The sequence below is a fragment of the Streptomyces sp. NPDC055506 genome (assembly GCF_053643595.1).
Genome location: NZ_JBSHKH010000080.1, coordinates 16,749 through 37,304, shown reverse-complemented (window position 1 = coordinate 37,304; position 20,556 = coordinate 16,749). Strand labels below are relative to the sequence as shown.

Annotated in this window: 19 protein-coding genes; 4 read left to right on the top strand and 15 right to left on the bottom strand. The window is 70.4% G+C overall.

Translation table 11 applies throughout. The features are described from left to right. Positions 1-185: 185 nt before the first annotated feature. From ACWIF2_RS26660 to nsdA, 3 genes are all read right to left on the bottom strand, one after another. A complete protein-coding gene (locus ACWIF2_RS26660) occupies positions 186-524 on the bottom strand; it encodes a P-II family nitrogen regulator (protein WP_003993253.1) in 339 nt (112 codons plus the stop codon). Next, positions 521-1,864, bottom strand: coding sequence for an ammonium transporter (locus ACWIF2_RS26655; protein WP_454363210.1), 1,344 nt, complete (start codon positions 1,862-1,864; stop codon positions 521-523). The genes ACWIF2_RS26660 and ACWIF2_RS26655 overlap by 4 nt, the downstream gene beginning before the upstream one ends. Positions 1,865-2,203: 339 nt before the next feature. Beyond that, entirely contained in the window at positions 2,204-3,682 is a 1,479-nt protein-coding gene (gene nsdA, locus ACWIF2_RS26650; RefSeq protein WP_454363209.1) for a transcriptional repressor NsdA, read from the bottom strand. Positions 3,683-4,128: 446 nt separating this feature from the next. On the opposite strand from nsdA, the gene ACWIF2_RS26645 reads away from it, so the two are divergent. After that, complete coding sequence (locus ACWIF2_RS26645) at positions 4,129-4,794, top strand: bifunctional DNA primase/polymerase (RefSeq protein WP_454363208.1); 666 nt, start codon at positions 4,129-4,131, stop codon at positions 4,792-4,794. Positions 4,795-4,914: 120 nt separating this feature from the next. Here ACWIF2_RS26645 and ftsY read toward each other — a convergent pair whose 3' ends face one another. Further along, the gene (gene ftsY / locus ACWIF2_RS26640) at positions 4,915-6,114 is read right to left on the bottom strand and encodes a signal recognition particle-docking protein FtsY (protein WP_454363207.1); all 1,200 of its coding nucleotides are present in this window, start codon (positions 6,112-6,114) and stop codon (positions 4,915-4,917) included. Between the two features lie 151 nt (positions 6,115-6,265). On the opposite strand from ftsY, the gene ACWIF2_RS26635 reads away from it, so the two are divergent. Beyond that, on the top strand, positions 6,266-7,237 hold the full coding sequence (locus ACWIF2_RS26635; RefSeq protein ID WP_454363206.1) for an LLM class flavin-dependent oxidoreductase: 972 nt from the start codon (positions 6,266-6,268) through the stop codon (positions 7,235-7,237). A 293-nt stretch (positions 7,238-7,530) separates the two neighbouring features. On the opposite strand, the gene ACWIF2_RS26630 is transcribed toward ACWIF2_RS26635, so the two are convergent. The 4 genes from ACWIF2_RS26630 to ACWIF2_RS26615 form a co-directional block, all read right to left on the bottom strand. Next, positions 7,531-8,949, bottom strand: coding sequence for a sugar porter family MFS transporter (locus ACWIF2_RS26630; RefSeq protein ID WP_454363205.1), 1,419 nt, complete (start codon positions 8,947-8,949; stop codon positions 7,531-7,533). Between the two features lie 222 nt (positions 8,950-9,171). Continuing rightward, positions 9,172-12,750, bottom strand: a complete 3,579-nt coding sequence (gene smc / locus ACWIF2_RS26625; protein ID WP_454363204.1) for a chromosome segregation protein SMC — start codon at positions 12,748-12,750, stop codon at positions 9,172-9,174. A 210-nt stretch (positions 12,751-12,960) separates the two neighbouring features. Further along, on the bottom strand, positions 12,961-13,164 hold the full coding sequence (locus ACWIF2_RS26620; RefSeq protein WP_030852030.1) for a hypothetical protein: 204 nt from the start codon (positions 13,162-13,164) through the stop codon (positions 12,961-12,963). Positions 13,165-13,544: 380 nt separating this feature from the next. Beyond that, positions 13,545-13,826 carry an acylphosphatase gene (locus ACWIF2_RS26615; protein WP_189727968.1) on the bottom strand — a complete coding sequence of 94 codons (282 nt, stop codon included), beginning with the start codon at positions 13,824-13,826 and terminating at the stop codon, positions 13,545-13,547. Positions 13,827-13,988: 162 nt separating this feature from the next. Here ACWIF2_RS26615 and ACWIF2_RS26610 point away from each other — a divergent pair, with 162 nt between their 5' ends. Then, complete coding sequence (locus tag ACWIF2_RS26610; protein WP_454363203.1) at positions 13,989-15,137, top strand: CAP domain-containing protein; 1,149 nt, start codon at positions 13,989-13,991, stop codon at positions 15,135-15,137. Between the two features lie 82 nt (positions 15,138-15,219). Then, positions 15,220-15,618: a winged helix-turn-helix transcriptional regulator gene (locus ACWIF2_RS26605; RefSeq protein ID WP_454363202.1), complete on the top strand. Its 399-nt coding sequence runs from the start codon at positions 15,220-15,222 to the stop codon at positions 15,616-15,618. On the opposite strand, the gene mutM is transcribed toward ACWIF2_RS26605, so the two are convergent. From mutM to rsmD, 7 genes are all read right to left on the bottom strand, one after another. Next, entirely contained in the window at positions 15,608-16,468 is an 861-nt protein-coding gene (gene mutM, locus ACWIF2_RS26600; RefSeq protein WP_454363201.1) for a bifunctional DNA-formamidopyrimidine glycosylase/DNA-(apurinic or apyrimidinic site) lyase, read from the bottom strand. The two genes, ACWIF2_RS26605 and mutM, sit on opposite strands and share 11 nt — an antisense overlap. 74 nt (positions 16,469-16,542) lie before the next feature. Continuing rightward, on the bottom strand, positions 16,543-17,331 hold the full coding sequence (gene rnc / locus ACWIF2_RS26595; protein ID WP_454363200.1) for a ribonuclease III: 789 nt from the start codon (positions 17,329-17,331) through the stop codon (positions 16,543-16,545). A 19-nt stretch (positions 17,332-17,350) separates the two neighbouring features. Further along, a complete protein-coding gene (gene rpmF, locus ACWIF2_RS26590; RefSeq protein WP_003951102.1) occupies positions 17,351-17,524 on the bottom strand; it encodes a 50S ribosomal protein L32 in 174 nt (57 codons plus the stop codon). A gap of 2 nt (positions 17,525-17,526) precedes the next feature. Further along, positions 17,527-18,171, bottom strand: coding sequence for a YceD family protein (locus tag ACWIF2_RS26585; RefSeq protein ID WP_454363199.1), 645 nt, complete (start codon positions 18,169-18,171; stop codon positions 17,527-17,529). 128 nt (positions 18,172-18,299) lie between these two features. Then, positions 18,300-19,391 carry a cell division initiation protein gene (locus tag ACWIF2_RS26580; protein ID WP_454363198.1) on the bottom strand — a complete coding sequence of 364 codons (1,092 nt, stop codon included), beginning with the start codon at positions 19,389-19,391 and terminating at the stop codon, positions 18,300-18,302. 58 nt (positions 19,392-19,449) lie between these two features. Beyond that, positions 19,450-19,929: a pantetheine-phosphate adenylyltransferase gene (gene coaD, locus ACWIF2_RS26575; RefSeq protein ID WP_053668759.1), complete on the bottom strand. Its 480-nt coding sequence runs from the start codon at positions 19,927-19,929 to the stop codon at positions 19,450-19,452. A 26-nt stretch (positions 19,930-19,955) separates the two neighbouring features. Beyond that, complete coding sequence (gene rsmD / locus ACWIF2_RS26570) at positions 19,956-20,543, bottom strand: 16S rRNA (guanine(966)-N(2))-methyltransferase RsmD (RefSeq protein WP_454363197.1); 588 nt, start codon at positions 20,541-20,543, stop codon at positions 19,956-19,958. Positions 20,544-20,556: the final 13 nt, after the last annotated feature.

Genomic DNA, 20,556 nt, shown 5'->3' with positions numbered 1-20,556 from the left:
TGAACAGCGCGTGCAGCCAGTCGTCGGTGAGGCGCGCCAGCGCGGCGCGGCGCGGCGGCCCAGGGCGCGTCTTCTCGTGGAGGAGACGCAGCCGGGCCGCCGCGTAGCCGCTGGGTCCCGAGTCCTCTGCTTCTTTGTGCACGTCCGTACCGGTCACCCAGCGACTCCTGTTCTGTTCACCTGCCTCAGAGCGCGTCGGGGCCGCGCTCGCCGGTCCGGACCCGTACGGCCGTGTCGACCGGGATGGACCAGACCTTGCCGTCACCGATCTTGCCGGTGCGGGCGGCCTTGACCACGACATCGATCAGCTGCTCGGCGTCGTCGTCCTCGACCAGGACCTCGATGCGGATCTTGGGGACCAGGTCGACGGTGTACTCGGCACCGCGGTAGACCTCGGTGTGGCCTCGCTGACGACCGTAGCCGCTTGCCTCGGTGACCGTCAGGCCGTGTACTCCGAAGGCCTGCAGGGCCTCCTTGATCTCGTCGAGCCGGTGCGGCTTCACGACGGCGGTGATGAGCTTCATGCGTCCACCTTCTTGCTCGCGGCCGCGGCGACCGGGGCCGTGACGGCCGTCTTGGCGGCACCGCCACCGGCACCGCTGAAGTCGTATGCGGTCTCGGCGTGCTCGGCCTGGTCGATGCCGGCGACCTCCTCGTCCTCGGAGACCCGCATGCCGATGGTCTTGTGGAGGACGAAGGCGATGATCGCGGAGACGATCAGGGAGTAGGCGAGCACACCGCCGACACCGGCGAGCTGCTTCCACAGCTGGTCGAACTTGTGGTCGCCGTAGAACACGCCCGTGGCGTCGGACTGGCCCTTACCGCTGGCGAAGAAGCCGATGAGGATGGAGCCGACCACACCGCCGACGAGGTGGACACCCACGACGTCGAGCGAGTCGTCGTAGCCGAACTTGTACTTCAGGCCCACGGCCATGGCGCAGAGGACGCCGGCGATGGCGCCGACGGCGATCGCGCCCATCGGGGTGACCGAACCACCGGCCGGGGTGATGGCGACCAGACCCGCGACCGCGCCGGAGGCGGCGCCCAGCGTGGTGAACGCGCCGTGGCGGATCTTCTCGTAGGCGAGCCAGGCCAGCATGGCGGCGGCGGTGGCGACCTGCGTGTTGACGAACATCAGCGTGCCGACGCCGTCGTCGTTGCCGAGCCACGAGCCGGCGTTGAAGCCGAACCAGCCGAACCACAGCAGACCGGCGCCGAGCATGACCAGCGGGAGGCTGTGCGGGCGCATCGGGTCCCTCTTGAAGCCGACCCGCTTGCCGATGACGAGGATCACGCCGAGCGCCGCGGCACCCGCGTTGATGTGGACCGCCGTACCACCGGCGAAGTCGATCACGCCCATGTCGAAGGCCCAGCCGCCCTCGCCCCAGACCCAGTGGGCGACGGGGAAGTAGACGATCGTGGCCCACAGCGCGATGAACAGCGCCCAGGCGGAGAACTTCACGCGGTCCGCGAGAGCACCGCTGATCAGGGCGGGCGTGATGATCGCGAACATGAGCTGGAAGACCATGAAGGCGAGAAGCGGGATGTTGTACGTGCCCCACAGCTCGCCCTTGTCGACCCCGGTGAGACCGACCCAGTCCGAGTTCCAGCCGATGAGGCTGCCGGAGTCGGTGCCGAACGCCATGGAGAAGCCGTACAGCACCCACAGGATGGTGACGATCCCGAGGCTGATGAAGCTCATCATCAGCATGTTCAGGGTGCTCTTGACGCGGACCATGCCTCCGTAGAAGAAGGCCAGACCCGGGGTCATGAGCATCACCAGGGCGGAACAGATGAGCATGAACCCTGTGTTGGCGGCAGACAGCTTGGGTGCCTCTGCGGCAAGGGTGATGGCTGGTGCCATCGGCGTCTCCTCGTCGTTGGTACGGCCCCGTGCGGGCGAAGCCTCGAGCGGATTGAGGGGTGGGCCGGTTATGCGCCACGAGATTGGCGCAGCGCGGTTTCGGTGGAAGCCCCTCGTTGTTTCGCGGCCGTGACGAAGGCGCGTTCTGTGTTACGCGTCGATGAACTGCCGGATTGCGGGCGCGCCGATCGTTATCGTGGCGCAACCTTCGGTCCCCGCTGTCCTCAGGACACAGGCCGGCCGCGGCCGGCCTTCCGATGACCTGGCATGGGGGAGCCGAGTCGGGCAGTTCGGGAGGGCCGGCCGCGGCCGGGGTTCAGGGGTCCAGGAGGGTGGCGGTCAGACCGCCTCCGCGGTCTCGGGCAGCTCGGCGGCGAGCCGCTCGGTGAGGTCGACCACCTCGCCGAGGTCGCCGAAGTCCCGCGCGGCCGTGTCGACCGTCTTTCGGATACGAGTGTTGACCCGCTCGGAGCGGACCTTCTTGGCGACCTGCATGGCCTGGGTGGCGAAGACCGTGCTCTGCTCGGCCTCGCGCTTCAGGAGGTGCACGGTGGCCATGCCGATCAGGTTGAGCGCGTACGACCGCTGGTGCTCGCCGTCCTCGGCGAACAGCCGCACGGCCCGCTCCATCAGGGGCTCGGCCAGCGAGGCGTAGGTCGGGCTGCGGCCGGCGACATAGGCCAGGTCGCGGTACGAGTGCGAGTTCTCGCCGTACAGCTCGGCCTCGGAGAAGAAGCGGATCCAGTCGGGGTCCGGCTCGTCCCACTCGCCGGCGTCGGCGAAGGTGTCCTCGGCCATCCGGACCGCCCGCTTGCACTTGCCGGGCTGTCCCATGTTGGCGTAGGCGCGGGCCTCCATCGCATACAGCATCGACTGGGTGCGCGGGCTCGCGCAGTCGCGGCTGCCGTACTGCGCGAGATGGATCAGCTCCAGCGCGTCGTCGGGCCGCCCGAGGTGGATCATCTGCCGGCTCATGCTGGACAGCACATAGGAGCCGAGGGGCCGGTCACCGGCCTCCTTCGCGGCGTGCAGCGCGAGGACGAAGTACTTCTGCGCGGTCGGCTGCAGCCCAATGTCGTACGACATCCAGCCGGCCAGCTCGGCGAGTTCCGCGGCGACCTTGAACAGCCGCCGGGTGGTGGCCTCGGGCTGGGGCTCCTGGAGCAGGTCCGTCACCTCGTGCAGCTGGCCGACGACCGCCTTGCGGCGCAGGCCGCCGCCGCACTGGGCGTCCCACTGCCGGAACATCACGGTCGTGGACTCCAGGAGGTCCAGCTCCGGCTTGGAGAGCCGGCCCCGGGCGCGCCCGGCGGGCTCGGACTCCGGCCGCTGGGCCGGGGGCGAGGGGACGAGCCAGCGCTGCATGGGCTCGATGAGGGCCGGGCCCGCAGACAGGACCAGCGAGCTCCCGAGGAAGCCGCGCCGCGCCAGCATCAGGTCGCTGCGCGAGAACTCGCTGAGCAGGGCCACGGTCTGCGGGCCCGTCCAGGGCAGGTCGACGCCGGTCGCGGACGGTGACTGGCGCGCGGTGCGCAGCCCCAGGTCCTCGACGGAGACGACGACGCCGAAACGCTCCGAGAACAGCTCGGAGAGGATCCTGGGGATCGGCTCGCGCGGGTTCTCGCCGTCGAGCCAGCGGCGTACGCGCGAGGTGTCCGTGGAGATGTGGTTGGCGCCCAGCTGGCGTGCCCGGCGGTTGACCTGGCGGGCGAGCTCGCCCTTGGACCAGCCGCTGCGCACGAACCAGGAGGTGAGCAGCTCGTTCGGGCGCTTGTCAGCGTGCGTCGCGTTCGTTCCGCTTCCGCCGTTGCCGCTCACTGGAACGCCCCCATCCCTGAGACCACTTGTCGCCGAGTGCGCCAAGCCCTAACAGCATGCCGGTTCGTACGGCCGTCCGTCCGTCCCTTGTCACCCATCGAACGGAATACCGACTTGCCTCCGGCATACCCACGAGCGCATGTGCCCCCAGGACTCGTGCACACAAAGTAATCCTACGATCACCCGTCCAGCCACGGCTCACACGGAAACGCCACCATTCGCCACCCCTTCGAATGAACTCACGTACGCCTCCTCGCGATTCACTTGACACAGCACAACCAGGAGCGGGTGCAGCGATGCACTGAGGGGCGCGTGTCGTCGAGCGCACCACCCTTGACACTCCCGGGCGCTGAGTGAACGGACCGCCGCTCGGGAAGGCGGAAACAGAGAGTCACACAGAGCGAGCGCTGCGTAACCATCGGTGCGTCGGACCCGTTGGAGGGGGCATGGGCTTCACGATCGGCATCAGCCGGGGCATGCGCGACATCCGGTCCGGCTCGCGCCGCCGCGGCCGCACATCGGACGGCACCGTCGTGGCCGAGTACACCGGACTGTGGGGCTGGGACGTGGTGCCGGGCGCCCGGGCGTCGGCGGGCGCCTGCTCCTGCGGCCGCGGCGACTGCCCGGCTCCGGGCGCGCATCCGCTGGACTTCGCGCCGGTGATCCCCGCCGGGGCGACGCTGGGCGACGTGACCGACTCCTGGGGCGAGTTCCCCGGCGCCTCGGTGATGCTGCCGGTCGGCCGGGCCTTCGACGTCATCGAGGTGGCCGAACCCGCCGGCTGCCGTGCGCTGGCCCGGCTGGAGCGCATGGGTCTGCCCGTCGGCCCGGTCGCGGTGACCCCGGACGGCCGCGCCCACTTCTTCGTCGCCCCCGGCGCCGCAGCCGATCTGCCCGGTCTGCTCTACCGCATGGGCTGGGACGACGCCGCCTCCCTCGACCTGCGCGGCCTCGGACCCGGTACGCATATCACGGCGCCGCCCTCCGACCGCGGCGGCCTCGGCCCGGTGCGCTGGCTGCGCTCCCCCGCCCTGGACTCGGCGTCCAGGGCACCGGAGGCCCGCCTGGTGCTGGGCACGCTGGCGTATGTCGCGCACCGGTCACGGGCCTGACCCCGTACACAGCCCTGACCCTGTTCACGGCCAAGCGCCCGACCCGACGGTGTCTCGGGGCGGGCGCTTCGCCGTGTCCGTCCGGTTCTCCGGAGGTGCTCCGCTCGGCTGGTCCGGAGCTCACTCCCCGATAAGGGCGTCAACGAACGCCTCCGGCTCGAACGGCGCCAGATCGTCCGCGCCCTCGCCGAGCCCGACGAGCTTGACCGGAACGCCCAGCTCGCGCTGGACCGCGACCACGATGCCGCCCTTGGCCGTGCCGTCCAGCTTGGTGAGCACGATGCCGGTGATGTCGACGACCTCGGCGAAGACCCGGGCCTGGACCAGGCCGTTCTGGCCGGTCGTGGCGTCGAGTACGAGCAGCACCTCGTCCACCGGGGCGTGCTTCTCCACGACCCGCTTGACCTTGCCGAGCTCGTCCATGAGGCCGGTCTTGGTGTGCAGGCGGCCGGCGGTGTCGATGAGCACGACGTTCGCGCCCATCTCCTTGCCCTCCTTGACCGCGTCGAAGGCGACGGAGGCGGGGTCCCCGGCCTCCGGTCCGCGCACGGTGTGGGCGCCGACGCGCTCGCCCCAGGTCTGGAGCTGGTCGGCGGCGGCGGCCCGGAAGGTGTCGGCGGCGCCCAGGACGACGCTCTGGCCGTCCGCGACCAGGACGCGGGCGAGCTTGCCGGTGGTGGTGGTCTTGCCGGTGCCGTTGACCCCGACGACCATCACGATGCCCGGCTTGCGGTCCTCCGGCTCGGTCTTGACCACGCGGTCCATGTCACGGCCGACCAGCGTGAGCAGTTCCTCGCGCAGCAGGGTGCGCAGTTCGACGGGGGTGCGGGTGCCGAGCACCTTGACCCGCTCGCGCAGGCGCTCGACCAGTTCCTGGGTGGGCTGCACGCCGACGTCGGCGGTGAGCAGCGTGTCCTCGATCTCCTCCCAGGTGTCCTCGTCGAGGTGCTCGCGCGACAGCAGCGTGAGCAGCCCCTGACCGAGGGCGTTCTGCGAGCGGGAGAGACGGGCCCGCAGCCGGACCAGGCGACCCGCGGTGGGCTCCGGGATCTCGATCTCCGGAGCTTCGACGGGCGGCTCCTCGACGGTGACGGGAGCCGAACCGTCCGGAAGATCCACCTCCTCTATCGTGCGCCGCGGTTCCTCCCGCGGCGTCTCGGCCTCGTCGCCGACATGCGGCTCGGCCGGTGGGGCGGTGATGTCGGGCGCTGCGGGCGGGGGCGGGGGCAGCTTCTTCTTGCGCCGGCTGCCGACGATGAGCCCGCCGAGCGCGCCGAGCACGACCACGGCGATGACTACAGCAAGGATGACGATGTCCATAACGCGTCCAGTATCAGCCATGGGCCCCCGGGTCACCCCGCTCGCGCCGCCCTGCGTGGCCGAGGGCCGCCGGATCTCCACACCCCTGGATGTCTGACGCCCCGTCAGCTAACGTCCCCCGGACACCCGCCCGGTGAAGGGAGACGCCCCCATGCCCGTCACGGTCGCACGCTTCAACCTCGTCGCTCCGGGAGCCGGCCCCGCGGAACTCGGCGCCCGCTACCGGGCGGCCCTGGAGATGGCCTCGTACGCCGACGACCGGGGCGTCACGACGGTGCAGACGGAGGAGCACCACGGCGCCGACAACAACTGGCTGCCGTCGCCGTTCGCCTTCGCGGGGGCGGTCTTCGGCGCGACCCGGCGTGTCGCGGTCACCGTATCGGCGATCATCGGCCCGCTGCACGACCCGCTGCGGCTGGCCGAGGAGATCGCCGTGCTGGACCTGCTGAGCGGCGGCCGGCTGGTGACGGTCGCCGGGATCGGGTACCGGCCCGAGGAGTACGACCTGTTCGGCGTGGACTTCGCCCGGCGCGGCCGGCTGCAGGACGAGCTGCTGGAGACGCTGCTGAAGGCGTGGACGGGCGAGCCCTTCGCCTACCGGGGCCGCACGGTCCGCATCACCCCGCGCCCGTACACCGACCCGCATCCGCTGCTCCTGGTCGGCGGCTCCTCCCAGGCCGCCGCCCGCCGGGCCGCCCGGCTCGGTCTGCCCTTCTTCCCCAGCGCGCATCTGCCGGAGCTGGAGGCGTACTACAAGGACCGGCTCGCCGAGTACGGCACCGAGGGCTGGGTCATGATGCCCGCCGCCGAGACACCGCTGCTGCACGTGGCCGAGGACCCGGACCGGGCCTGGGCGGAGTACGGCGAGCATTTCCTGCACGAGGCGCGGACGTACGCCTCCTGGCAGTCGAGCGGGGTGCGCTCGGCGGTGAAGTCGGCCGCGACGACCGTCGGGGAACTGCGCGCCGAGGGCGTGTACCGCATCCTCACGCCCGAGGCGTGCGCGGAGCTGGGTCTGGATTCCTATGTGCTGCACCCGCTGGCGGGCGGGATGCCGGTGGAGGAGGGATGGCGGAGCCTGCAGCTCTTCTGCGAGCGGGTGCTGCCGGGGCTGACGGGCTGAGCCCGCGAGCGGGCGCTGCCGGGACTGACGCCCCCGCCGGACGGTGCGGGGCTGCGAGGCGGTGCGCTCACTGGGTGCCCACGGCCTTCCGATCCTGGACGGGAGCAACCTACTCGCCGAGGCGGACGAGGTGCCCGGCTTTCTGCCGGGGGGCAGCTGCGCCGGCGTCCAGATCCGGTGAGACGACAGACCGCCGCCCCGGCTCGGGCAGTGGCCGAACCGGGGCGGCGGCGGGTTACGGGGAGAGGGGCAGCGGGGACTTTGGCCCTTCTCCCCGAGTTCGGGGGGCGGGCTCAGCCCATCTCCTCCAGGGCCTTGCCCTTCGTCTCGCTGACGAACTTCAGGATGAAGGGGATGGAGAGCGCGGCGAAGGCCGTGTAGATCACGTACGTCACGGAGAGGTTCCACTCGGCCAGCGACGGGAAGCTCGCGGTGATGGCCCAGTTGGCGATCCACTGCGCGGCGGCGGCCACGCCCAGGGCGGCGGCCCGGATCCGGTTGGGGAACATCTCGCCGAGCATGACCCAGACGACCACACCCCAGGACAGGGCGAAGAAGAGGACGAAGACATGCGCGGCGATCAGGGCGATCCAGCCCTGCGCGGCCGGCAGCGTGCCGTCGACCAGGGGGTGCGAGAACGCCCAGGCCTCCAGCGCCAGGCCGACGACCATGCCGACCGAGCCGATGATCGCGAGGGGCTTGCGGCCGATGCGGTCGACGAAGATCATCGCGATCACGGTGCCGACGATGTTGATGATCGACGTGGTGAAGGAGTAGAAGAACGAGTCCGCCGGGTCGACGCCGACCGACTGCCACAGCGTCGAGGAGTAGTAGAACGCGACGTTGATGCCGACGAACTGCTGGAAGACCGACAGGCCGATACCGATCCAGACGATCGGCTTGAAGAAGAAGCTCCCGCCGAGCAGGTCCTTGAAGCTGGACTTGTGCTCGCTGGTCATGGCGTGCTCGATCTCGGCGACGCGGGCGTCCAGGTCGACGTTCTTGCCCTCGACCTGGGTGAGGATCTCCCGGGCGCGCTCGTGCTTGCCCACGGAGATGAGGAAGCGCGGGGACTCAGGGATCCGGAAGGAGAGCAGGCCGTACAGAACGGCCGGGATGACCATGACGCCGAGCATGACCTGCCAGGCCTCCAGGCCCATCAGCTCGCCGCGCTGGTCACCGTCGGCGGCGTTCAGCACGCCCCAGTTGACGAGCTGCGACACTGCGATGCCGATGACGATCGCGGCCTGCTGGAAGGAGCCGAGCCGGCCACGGTACGCGGGCGGGGCGACTTCGGCGATGTACGCCGGGCCGATCACGGAGGCCATGCCGATGGCGAAGCCGCCGACGACCCGCCAGAAGGCGAGGTCCCACAGGGCGAAGGGGAGCGCGGAGCCGACGGCGCTGACCGTGAAGAGGACCGCGGCGATCTGCATGCACCGGATGCGGCCGATGCGGTCGGCTATCCGGCCGGCGGTCGCGGCCCCGATGGCGCAGCCGATGAGGGCGACGGCGATGACCTGTGCGAGGGCTGCGGAGCCGATGTCGTAGCGGCCCCGGATGGCCTCGACGGCACCGTTGATCACGGAACTGTCGTAGCCGAAGAGGAAACCGCCCATCGCGGCCGCCGCCGCGATGAAGATGACGTGCCCGAGATGCTCGGGGTGAGCCGTCCTGGCTCCGGACTTGGGTGCCTGCGCTGTGCTGGTCACGTGTACTCCTCAGGCCACCGGCAACGCTGCCGGAGGGGATCAGCCCTTCGAGGTCCACCTGAAGGTACCTGAAGGTAAAAGGAACGTTGCCGAGACTATGCCTTCAAGTTTCGAAGTCAATAGGTCAGGAGACGTGAATCTGCGACAGGAGTGTGGCGAGAGTGTGTTCAAGAATTGAAGCCACTGAGCGTCGCAGGTGAGACCGGTGTAGACCGCATCCATCTAGCGAAGGCGCTGGCTGATGACCTTCGACACACCGTCGCCCTGCATGGAGACGCCGTACAGCGCGTCGGCGACCTCCATCGTGCGCTTCTGATGGGTGATCACGATCAGCTGCGAGGCCTCCTGCAGCTCCTGCATGATCCGGATCAGTCGCTGGAGGTTGGTGTCGTCGAGGGCGGCCTCGACCTCGTCCATGACGTAGAACGGGCTGGGCCGCGCCTTGAAGATCGACACGAGCAGCGCCACGGCGGTCAGCGACCGCTCCCCGCCCGAGAGCAGCGACAGCCGCTTGACCTTCTTGCCCGGCGGCCGGGCCTCGACGTCGACGCCCGTGGTGAGCATGTTGTCGGGGTCGGTGAGGATCAGCCGCCCGTCGCCGCCCGGGAACAGGCGCGAGAACACGCCCTCGAACTCCCGGGCCGTGTCCCGGTAGGCCTCGGTGAAGACCTGCTCGACACGCTCGTCGACCTCCTTCACCACCTGGAGGAGGTCCGCCCGCGTCTTCTTCAGGTCCTCGAGCTGCTCGCTGAGGAACTGGTGGCGTTCCTCCAGTGCCGCGAACTCCTCGAGGGCGAGCGGGTTCACCTTGCCGAGCTGCTGGTAGGCACGCTCGGCCGACTTCAGCCGCTTCTCCTGCTCGGACCGGAGATACGGCTTCGGCCGGTTGCGCGGGTGCTCCGGGTCCTCCGGCAGCTCCTCGCCCTCGGCGGGGGGCGAGGGCGGCACGAGCTGGTGCGGTCCGTACTCCGCCACCAGTCCGGCCGGTTCGACACCCAGCTCCTCCAGCGCCTTCGTCTCCAGCTGCTCGATCCGCAGCCGCTTCTCGGCGCCGAGTACCTCGCCTCGGTGGACCGAATCCGTCAACTTGTCGAGTTCGGCCTTGAGATCGCGTCCCTCGGTCCGGGCGCGGGCGAGTTCCTGCTCGCGGCGGGCCTTGGCGGCCTCGGCGGCGGCGCGCTCCTCGTCGGCTCGGGCCAGGGAGACCTCGACGTGCGCGAGCAGCTGCCGGGCGCCCGAGCCGACGGCCTCGGCGACGGCGGCCTCGTGCCGCAGCCGGGCCCGCCGCTGCTCCGCACGCGCGCGTGCCTCGCGTTCCGCGCGGGCCGCCCGGTCCAGCGAGTCGGCACGTCCGGCCAGGCCCTTGACCCGTTCCTCGTGCGTACGGGCCTGGAGGCGGGCCTCCATCTCGGTCTGCCGGGCGTTGGCACCGTCGGCGGCGAGCCGGTCCCGTACGGAGGTGTCGGGCTCCTCCTCGATCGGCATCTCCTCGGCGACGGCGAGTCGCTCGGCGAGTTCCTCGACCTCGGCTTGGGCCTTGTCGAGGGCTTCCTGCGCCCGGGCGGCGGCGGCCGTGGACCGCTCGGCCTCCCCCGCCGCGCCGCGTGCCTGCCCGGCGAGCCGGCCGAGCTGCTGGGCGACGGACGACTTCTCCCGGTCGGCGGCCCGGCGGCGCTCCCCCACGTCCTCGACGAGCGCGGCGCACTCCTTGCGGCGTTCGACTGCCTCGTGCTGGGCCTCGGTCAGCTCCTCGCAGCGCACCGCCAGCTCTTCCAGCTCGGCGGCGGCCTCGTCGACGGAGGCCTGTACTTCGAGGAGGCTGGGGGCGCCGGCGGACCCGCCGTGGGCGAAGTGGGTGCCGAGGAGGTCGCCTTCTGCGGTGACGGCGGTGAGGTCGGGGTGGGTGTAGACGAGGTTTTCCGCGTCCTCGAGGGTGTCGACCACGACGATTCCTTGAAGGAGCCGGCGTACGGCGGGCATCAGCTCGGCGGGGCCGCGGACCAGGTCGGCAGCGAAGTCTCGTCGTTCGTCCGCGGGCTCGTCGGGGCTGGTCGCGCAGTTCCCCGCGCCCCTGGGGGCGGTAGCTCCTGCCAGGAGCAGAGTGGCCCGGCCTCCGTCCTGTTTGCGGAGGAGTCTGATCGCGTCTGCCGCTGATGCCGGGGTGGTGACCGCGATGGCGTCCGCAGCCGCTCCGAAGGCAGCCGCGAGGGCGACCTCGTGTCCGGGGGTCACCGTCAGGAGTTCCGCCGCCGGGCCGAGCAGGCCGGAGAGGCGGTCCTTCGCCGCGAGCAGTATTCCGGTGCCGTCCTTGCGGCGCAGGCCCAGCGCCAGGGCCTCGTGGCGGGCCTGGGTCGCGGCGCGCTTCCGTTCCACCGCCGTGGCGGCCTCGCGGGCTGCCGTCAGGGCGGCCTCGGCGTCGGCGAGCCGCTGCTTCGCGGCCTCGTGCTGTTCGGCCAGTTCGGCGTCGCCCGCGTCGAGGCCGTCGACCTCGGCCTTGAGGGCCTCGTACTCCTCCTGGGCGGCGACGGCCCGCTCCTGGGCCTCTTCGCGGGCGGCAGCCAGGCGTTCGATCTCGGCCTGGGCGGAGGCCGCGCGCGAGCGGGCCGCGTTGACCTGGCCGCTGAGCCGGGCCAGTCCCTCGCGCCGGTCGGCGATGGCACGGGCGGCGTCCTTCAGGCGCCGTTCCTCCTGGGTGAGCGCGCGCTCCAGCTCGGCGCGGTGGGAGACCGTGTCCTCCAGAGCGCGTTCGGCCGCCTCCAGGGCCGCCTCCAGCTCAGCCTCCTGCTCGCGGATGCGGGCGGCCTCGCGCTCCATGTCCTCGGGGTCGCGGCCACGCCGTTCCTCGGGGGGCGCCGAGGTGGCGCTCTTCACGCGGGCGTCGGCCAGCGAGATCGTGCCGCGCACCCGCTCGGCGAGCTGGGAGAGCTCGTACCAGGTCTGCTGGGCACGCTGGAGGCGCGGTGTGAGCTGCCGTACCTCGTCCTCCAGGAGTGCCTCGCGCTGGAGCGCCTTCTTCAGGTCCTGCTCGGCGGCTTCCTTGCGCTCCTTCAGTGCGGCCTCGTCGGCGACCTCGGCGTTGAGGGCTTCCTTCAGCCGTACGAGGTCGTCGGCCAGCAGCCGCAGCCGGGCGTCGCGCAGGTCGGCCTGGATGACGGCGGCCCTGCGGGCGACGGCGGCCTGGCGGCCGAGGGGCTTGAGCTGACGCCGGAGTTCATCGGTGAGGTCCTGCACGCGCGCGAGGTTGGCCTGCATCGCGTCCAGCTTGCGCAGCGCCTTTTCCTTGCGCTTGCGGTGCTTGAGGACGCCGGCGGCCTCCTCGATGAAGGCGCGACGGCCCATGGGATCGGCGTGCAGCACGGAGTCGAGCTGGCCCTGTCCGACGATGACGTGCATCTCGCGGCCGATGCCGGAGTCGGAGAGGAGTTCCTGGATGTCGAGGAGGCGGCAGGTGTCGCCGTTGATCTGGTACTCACTGCCGCCGTTGCGGAACATGATCCGCGTGATGGTGACCTCGGCGTACTCGATGGGCAGGGCCCCGTCGGAGTTGTCGATGGTCAGGGACACCTCGGCGCGGCCCAGCGGGGGGCGGCCGGTGGTGCCGGCGAAGATGACGTCCTCCATCTTGCCGCCGCGCAGCGATTTGGCGCCCTGCTCGCCCATGACCCAGCTCAGCGCGTCCACGACATTGGACTTGCCCGAGCCGTTCGGTCCTACGACGCACGTGATCCCCGGTTCGAACCGGAGTGTGGTCGCCGAGGCGAACGACTTGAACCCGCGGAGGGTCAGGGCCTTGAGGTGCACGCCGCCGGACTCTACCGCCCGGGTTCGTCTCACTCCATGAACCCACGGTTTCGCCGCTGAACGCGCAGGGCACACCACACGTTAAAGACGGTGAAAGGATGCGGGGGAAAGAAAGAAGGGACGCCGACGGCGTCCCTTGCACTTCTGACAACTTAGCGGTTATGACGGGCGGCCCAACCACTGCTGTGCTGTTGTGGAGCGGTGCAGTGATCAGGTGAGCGCAGGCTCCGCCTGGTGTGCGTCAACGCTCTCCATGATCCTGTCGTGAGAAGCGGCAGCCGTCAGCGCCTCGTTCTCAGCCTGGATCCGTCCGAGCTCGGATTCCAGGTCCTGGACGCGCTGCTGGAGCCGTCGCATCTCGGCGAGGAGTCGAGGGTCGGAGCCGCCGACGTAACCGAGAAGCGCCTTTGCCATGATGGATGGTCCTCCACAATGCGTGACCGACCGATGCGGTGTGGGTCGTGAGGGATTCGCACCCGCGATGTTTGGCAGGGCCTGGAGTTGTACCGCCGTTCAGCCATGCCAAACAGCTAAGGTGCGCGGGGCTTTCAGCGTCTCACCAAAAAGTTTGACGGTCAACACGATCACGCCCCGTATTGGGGGCCGACCGGGCGCGCGCGGCCTGATACGGCGGCGCTGCGGCTTCTGCGGGGCCCTCGGGGCGTGGCGATCATCCTTGCGTGCGGAGCCTGCCAAGGCAAGCGATTCTTGGCAATCACCAGCCGGTTTCCGTCCGGGGCGGCCCTCGGCGGCCCGGTCGCGGGCGCCTCTGAGGGCCGCCCGGCGGTGTGGGATCAGCGGATGGCGAAGCCGTCGTAGCCGCCGCGAGGTGTGTCCCAGATCTCGGTGACACCGTCGACACGGCCGGGCGTGTCGTCACCCTCGAGCCACTCCAGCAAGCCTTCACAGCCCTCTCGCGCGCCCTCCGCGACGACTTGGACGCGGCCGTCGCCCAAATTGAGAGCAAAACCACTCAGGCCGCCGATCTCCAGAGCCTTGGCCCGCGTGAACCAGCGGAAACCCACACCTTGGACGCGTCCACGCACCCAGGCGACCAGTCGCACATCCTCGCTCATGACTGCAACCTAACCGCCCAAACTCCCTCGGGCGCACTTCCTTCACTTGCGCCATGCGGTACCGTCCCCACCCAACGAATCTCATATGAAACTCACACCATCGAGTGAGTTTGGTGTTGATCTCGAGGACGAGTCGACCGCCAGGACGAGGAAGGCCAGAACATGGGACGCCACCGTCGCTCCGACGCCGGCCGCGCCGCCGCGGGCAGCGCCACGGGGATCACGCAGGCCGACGGCACCGCGGAGGGCCATGATCCGCTGTTCGGCGGTGAAGACGGCCCGACCATGGGCATCGCGCCCTATCTGAACCCCGACGCGTACGCCGACACCTACGCGCGGAGCGAGGCCTACCTGTTCGAGACGGAGGCCCCCGCGCCGGGTGACGGGTACGCCGCCATTCCCCGCCAGCGGACCGCCGAGACGGCCGTCTTCGCGAGCGACGGCTTCACCCCCGAGGCCGGCACCCGGCGGGCGGGCTCGCACCGCCGCCGGAAGAAGGCCGCACGGCCGATGCGCACCGGTCTGCTCGGTGTGTCCGCCGCGGTCGCCATCGGCACGGTCGCGGTGGCCACGGGCGCGGTCCCCGGCCTCGAGAACTACAAGCTCGGCGGCGACGGCGGCGCCGACAAGGTGCAGGCCGCGGACACGCCGACCAACACCCCGACCGAGCAGGGCGGCACCTCCGGCAGCGCCGACGACCGGGGCGGGGCACCCACGAGCCGGGACGCCGAGCGCTCCCTGTCCCCGTCACCGTCCGCCTCGAAGTCGTCGGCCGCGCCGACGAAGACACCCGAGAAGCCGGAGAAGACGCAGGAAAAGACGCCGGAGAAGAAGAAGCCGGCCGCGACCCCCAGCAAAAAGCCGGAGAACACGCCGTCCCGCACGGCCACGCAGGCGCCCGAGAAGCCCAGCGCCCCCGCCGCCCTCACCGAGGAGTCCGCCGCCGCGGCCCAGGTGCTCAAGCTGGTGAACGAGGAGCGGGCCAAGGTGGGCTGCAGCGCGCTCGCCGCGAACAGCGCGCTGACCGAGCTGGCGCAGAGCTACAGCGAGGACATGCGCGCCCGGGGCTTCTTCGACCACACCGACCCCGACGGCAAGACGCCGTGGGACCGGGCCGAGAAGGCCGGGATATCCAACCTCGGCGGGGAGAACATAGCCCGCGGCCAGGCGGACGCCGCGGCCGTGATGGACGCCTGGATGAACAGCCCCGGCCACCGCGCCAACATCCTGAACTGCGACTTCAAGACGCTGGGCGTCGGTGTCGAGCTCGGGTCGGGCGGCCCGTGGTGGACCCAGAACTTCGGTTACTAGACGCCCCTCGGTGCACTAAGGAGCGCTAACCAGAAGTTAGCGCAACCTGTTGGCGAGCGCTGTGCTGGCGTATTCTTGGGGCATGACCACCACCCAGGAGCTCACGGAAGGGCTGGACGATCTCCCGTACAGCGTGTTCGCCAGGGCCTGCCCCTCGCGTGGCACGCTGGAGCACGTCACGGGCCGCTGGGGCGGGCTCGCGCTGACCGCTCTGTACGAGGGGTCGCTGCGCTTCAACGAGCTGCGCCGCCGGGTCGACGGTGTGAGCGAGAAGATGCTGTCCCAGACGCTGCACGCGCTGGAGCGCGACGGTCTGGTCCTCCGCGAGGCACAGCCGACCAACCCGCCCCGTGTGGACTACGAACTGACGCCGCTGGGACGCGGAGTGGCCGAGCGGCTGCTCGCCCTGATCCACTTCGTGGAGGGCAGCATGGACGACGTCCTGGCGGCCCGCGAGCGGTACGACTCCGCTAGGGCGTGATCCGCGGCGGCCGCTGGCACTTCGGGCAGTAGTAGCTGGACCGGTTCATCCAGGGCCGTCGGCGCATCGGCGTGCCGCAGCGCCGGCAGGGCAGGCCCTCGCGGCCGTACGCGTCGAGGGACCGGTCGAAGTAGCCCGACTCGCCGTTGACGTTGACGTAGAGGCTGTCGAAGCTGGTGCCGCCCACCGCGAGGGCGGAGTTCATCACGTCCCGTACATGGCCCAGGAGCAGCAGTGTGCGCGGACGGGTGAAGGTCGCGGTCGGGCGTTCGTAGTGGATGCGGGCGCGCCACAGGGCCTCGTCCGCGTAGATGTTCCCGACGCCGCTGATCAGCGACTGGTCGAGCAGGGCCCGTTTGATCGTGGACCGCTTGCGGCGCAGCGCCTGGTGGAAGGCCTCTTCGTCGAAGAGGTCGTCGAGCGGGTCGCGGGCGATGTGCGCGATGACGTCGGGCAGGCCGTCGGGGGTGTTGTCGTGCAGCGACAGACCTCCGAAGGTGCGCTGGTCGACGAAGCGGAGTTCGGTGTCGAGGGCGTCCGTGAAGCGGGCGCGGATGCGCAGGTGCTTCTCGTCGGGACTCGTGTGCGGCTGTACCAGCAGCTGGCCGCTCATGCCGAGGTGGGCCAGGATCGACTGGTCCGTGTCCTCCAGGGGCAGCCACAGGTACTTGCCCCGGCGGCTGGGCGTGCCGATGCGGTGGCCCTTCAGCCGGTCCGCGAAGTCGGCGCCGCCGGCGAGGTGGCGGCGCACCGCGCGCGGGTGCAGCACCTCGACCTCGGCGACGGTCCGGTGGGCGACCCACCGCTCCAGGCCGCGCCGTACGACCTCGACCTCGGGCAACTCGGGCATGGGCTCCCCCGTGTACGAGCCGAGCGCCCACCCCCGGGCAGGGGCGGGCGCTCGGGTGCGCTGTTTCTGTTCGGTCAGGCGGATGCCGGCTCGGGGCCGGCGCTCTCGTCGGCGGCCTGCTTGGCCGCCGCCTTGGCGCGCTCGTCCGCCGCGGTCCGGATGGACCTCCAGGCGGACTCGGCGGCCTGCTGCTCCGCCTCCTTCTTGCTGCGGCCGGTGCCGGTGCCGTACGAGACGCCTCCGACGCGGGCGGCAGCAGTGAAGGTCTTCTCGTGGTCGGGGCCGGTCTCCGTGACCAGGTACTCGGGCACACCGAGCCCCTCGGTCGCGGTGAGCTCCTGGAGACTGGTCTTCCAGTCCAGGCCGGCTCCGAGGTTCGAGGACTTCTCGATCAGGGGGTCGAACAGGCGGTGCACGAGCTCCGCCGCGGACTCCAGTCCCTGGTCGAGATAGACCGCACCGATCACCGCTTCGAGGGTGTCGGCGAGGATGGACGCCTTGTCCCGGCCGCCCGTGCCCTCTTCACCGCGGCCGAGCCGGATGAAGGAGCCCAGTTCGAGCCCACGGCCCACCTCCGCCAGCGCACGCGAGTTGACCACCGCGGCCCGCAGCTTGGCCAGCTGGCCTTCGGGCAGGTCGGGGTGGGTTCGGTACAGCGTGTCTGTGACCACGAGACCCAGGACGGAGTCCCCGAGGAACTCCAGGCGCTCGTTGGTCGGCAGACCGCCGTTCTCGTACGCGTAGGAACGGTGGGTCAGCGCACGCACCAGAAGGGCGGACTCGAGCTTGTACCCGAGCCGCCCTTCCAACAGCGTGTGGGACGAGGCCTGGTTGTCCGCAGAGTTTTTCTTCGGCGTGGACACAGTGCCTCTCACCAGCCGCTCAGACCTCGAGGACCTGGCGCTTGTTGTAGGTGCCGCAAGACGGGCACGCGATGTGCTGCTGCTTGGGCTCGTGGCAGCGCTCGCACGCAACCAGGGTGGGGACCGCAGCCTTCCACTGCGACCGGCGGTGGCGCGTGTTGCTGCGCGACATCTTCCGCTTCGGAACAGCCACGGCTACTTCTCCTGCTTCTCGTCGACGCCCGGTTCGGCGCCGCTCATCTCGTCCTTCTCGCCGTCCTTCATGGTGCCGGCGAGTCCCTGCAAAGCCGCCCAACGGATGTCGACGGCGTCGTGGTGGTGGTCCGGGTCGTCCGCCAGTCGCGCGCCGCACTCGGCACACAGACCAGGGCAGTCTTCCTGGCACACCGGCTGCATCGGCAGTGCGAGCACCACCGCATCACGCAGCACGGGCTCGAGGTCGAACAGGCCGTCCTCGAGGAAGAGCCTGTCCTCGTCGTCCTCGGCGTCGTCGCCCGGTTCCGCGATCACGCGGCCCCGGTCGTCGGCGTCAGGGTACGAGAACATCTCCTGGAATTCCGCTTCGACGTCGAGCTGAAGCGGCTCCAGACACCTTACGCACTCCCCCTCGGCCCCGGCACGGGCGGTGCCTGTGACAAGCACACCTTCCATGACCGACTCCAGGCGGAGTTCGAGCTCCACCGGGGCGCCTTCCGGCACTCCGATGACTCCCTTGATACCGAAGTCCTTGGGAGCGTCGACCGTGCGGGTCAGGCGCTGCAGCGCACCGGGCCGCCGGCCCAGCTCGTGTGTGTCGAACACGAGGGGGTTGCGGTGGTCGAGGCGGGCGTTCAGAGCCATTCCTGCTTTCGATCTTGCGAGCTGAGAGGGTTGCCGCCCATCGGTGTTCCGGGCAGCGTGGATCGCGGACGTACGCGCGACCGAAGAGCCAGGATACTGGACCTTTCGCTGTCGGCCCAATCCGGTGCTCAGCCGTTGCCGCGGCCCTGCTCGTAGGCCCTCAGCTGCTCGGCGCTGATCATGCCCGTGTCGAAGAGGCTGGTCTCGTCGAGGGCGTATCCCTGCTGGCCCTGGTGCCCCTGCTGCGCCTGCTGGACCTGGTTGGGGTCGTACGCGGCCTGCTGGGCGTCGTAGCCCTGGTAGGCGTAGGGATCGGCGTGCTGGTAGCCGTAGGGGTCCTGCTGGGCGGCGTAGGCCTGCTGCTGGTAGCCGCCGTAGGGGTCGGGCTGCTGCTGGACGGGGGCGCCTGCCGCCGGAGCGTAACCGGGGGCGGGGGCGTAGGCCGGCTGCGGCTGGCCGTAGTCCTGCTGCTGGGCGGGCTGCTCGGCCGGGGACTTCTGCTCCCCCAGGGCGGCCAGGTCGGCGAGGTAGTCGGCGTCGCTGGAGTGCTGGACCGTGCTGAGATCGTCGGCGAGGGCGCCGAGGTCGTCGCTGGCGATACGGCCGTGCAGCTTCTGCCTGCCGCGGCCGACGGCCTCCAGGGTCTTGGCGAGGACCGCCTCGAAGGAGCCCAGCTTGGCGTGGACGTACTCGTCGGCGGTACGGCGCAGGGTCTCCGGGTCCTGGCTGCGCTCGGGGGCGTCCTCGTCCTCGTAGCCCTGCTCGTCGACGCCGGGGCCGGTGCCGAGGAGCTTCTCGCGGCCGCGGCCGACGGAGCCAAGGGTCTTGGTGAGGACGACCTCGAAGTTGGCGAGCTTGGAGTCGACGTAGTCGTCGGCCTCGGCGCGGACCTCCTCGGCCTCCTGGCGGGCCTCGGCGAGGATCCGGTCGGCCTCGGCCTGGGAGCGGCGGGCGACCTCGGTGTCGGAGATCAGGGAGCCGCGCTCGGCGTGCGCCTGCCCGATGATGCGCTCGGCCTCCTGGCGGGCGTGTTCGACCATCTGCTCGCGGCCGCCAATCAGCTCCTGGGCCTGGGCGAGCGAGTCGGGCAGCGCCGCGCGCACCTCTTCCAGCAGGGAGAGCAGTTCGGCGCGGTTGACCACGCACGAGGCCGACATGGGCATGGACCGGGCGCCGGAGACCGCTGAGACGATCTCGTCGAGCTTCTTCTGCACGTCCACGGTGTGCTCGCCACTCTCTACGGATGCGTTGGAGACGGACGGGACGACTGTAGTCCCATCAGTCCTTGCGCAGGCGCTCGTTGAGGACCTCCAGGACCTCCGCCGGGACCAGGTGCGAGACGTCCCCGCCCCAGGTCGCGACCTCCTTGACCAGGGAGGACGACAGGAAGCTGTAGGTGGGGTTGGTGGGGATGAAGAGGGTTTCCACGCCCGAGAGGCCGTTGTTCATCTGGGCCATCTGGAGTTCGTAGTCGAAGTCGCTGACCGCGCGCAGGCCCTTGACGATGGCGGGGATGTCGCGCTGCTTGCAGAAGTCGACGAGCAGGCCGTGGAAGGCCTCGACGCGGACGTTGCCGTACTCGGCGGTGACCCGGCGGATCAGGTCGATCCGCTCCTCGATCTCGAACAGGCCCTTCTTGGCCTGGTTGATCATCACCGCGACATAGACCTCGTCGTACAGCCTGGAGGCGCGGGAGATGATGTCGAGGTGTCCGTTGGTGATCGGGTCGAATGACCCGGGACAGACGGCGCGGCGCACTTGTGTTCCCTCGCTCTCCGGTCCGGTCATCGTGCGTCTTCGCACGTAGAGGCGGCGCGACCGTACCAAAACGTTCCCTCGCCGTAGCGACGGGCCCGGAGGGCTTCGAAGCCCTCGGGCCACAGGAATTCACCGCCTCTGGTGCTGCGCTCCACGGTGACGAGGGCTTCTTCGGCGAGCCAGCCTTCCGAGCGGAGTGTGAGCAGGATCTCGCGAAGATCGTCGTCCGTGACGGCGTACGGGGGGTCGAGGAAGACGAGGTCGTAGGGGGCGCCGGGGGGTGATGTGCGGATGATCTGTTCCGCTTTGCCTGATCTGACCTCTGCGCCCGGGAGGCCGAGGGACTTCACGTTCTCGCGGACCGTGCGGGTCGCTCGCGCGTCGGCCTCGACGAGGAGGGTGTGGCTCGCGCCGCGGGAGAGTGCTTCCAGGCCCACGGCTCCTGAACCCGCGTAGAGGTCGAGGACGCGTTCGCCGTCCAGGGGGCCGCCCAGGAGGGATTGCCAGGTGGAGAAGAGGCCCTCTCGGGCGCGGTCCGATGTGGGGCGGGTTCCTGTGCCTGGCGGGACGGCCAGGCGGCGTCCGCCGGCTTGGCCGGCGATCACGCGCGTCATCTGTGGTCCTTGG

Coding starts and splice junctions, on each gene's coding strand:
- ACWIF2_RS26660 (WP_003993253.1), bottom strand. CDS start 524: ATGAAGCTCATCACCGCCGTCGTGAAGCCGCACCGGCTCGACGAGATC.
- ACWIF2_RS26655 (WP_454363210.1), bottom strand. CDS start 1,864: ATGGCACCAGCCATCACCCTTGCCGCAGAGGCACCCAAGCTGTCTGCC.
- ACWIF2_RS26645 (WP_454363208.1), top strand. CDS start 4,129: ATGGGCTTCACGATCGGCATCAGCCGGGGCATGCGCGACATCCGGTCC.
- ftsY (WP_454363207.1), bottom strand. CDS start 6,114: ATGGACATCGTCATCCTTGCTGTAGTCATCGCCGTGGTCGTGCTCGGC.
- ACWIF2_RS26635 (WP_454363206.1), top strand. CDS start 6,266: ATGCCCGTCACGGTCGCACGCTTCAACCTCGTCGCTCCGGGAGCCGGC.
- ACWIF2_RS26620 (WP_030852030.1), bottom strand. CDS start 13,164: ATGGCAAAGGCGCTTCTCGGTTACGTCGGCGGCTCCGACCCTCGACTC.
- ACWIF2_RS26615 (WP_189727968.1), bottom strand. CDS start 13,826: ATGAGCGAGGATGTGCGACTGGTCGCCTGGGTGCGTGGACGCGTCCAA.
- ACWIF2_RS26610 (WP_454363203.1), top strand. CDS start 13,989: ATGGGACGCCACCGTCGCTCCGACGCCGGCCGCGCCGCCGCGGGCAGC.
- ACWIF2_RS26605 (WP_454363202.1), top strand. CDS start 15,220: ATGACCACCACCCAGGAGCTCACGGAAGGGCTGGACGATCTCCCGTAC.
- mutM (WP_454363201.1), bottom strand. CDS start 16,468: ATGCCCGAGTTGCCCGAGGTCGAGGTCGTACGGCGCGGCCTGGAGCGG.
- ACWIF2_RS26585 (WP_454363199.1), bottom strand. CDS start 18,171: ATGGCTCTGAACGCCCGCCTCGACCACCGCAACCCCCTCGTGTTCGAC.
- rsmD (WP_454363197.1), bottom strand. CDS start 20,543: ATGACGCGCGTGATCGCCGGCCAAGCCGGCGGACGCCGCCTGGCCGTC.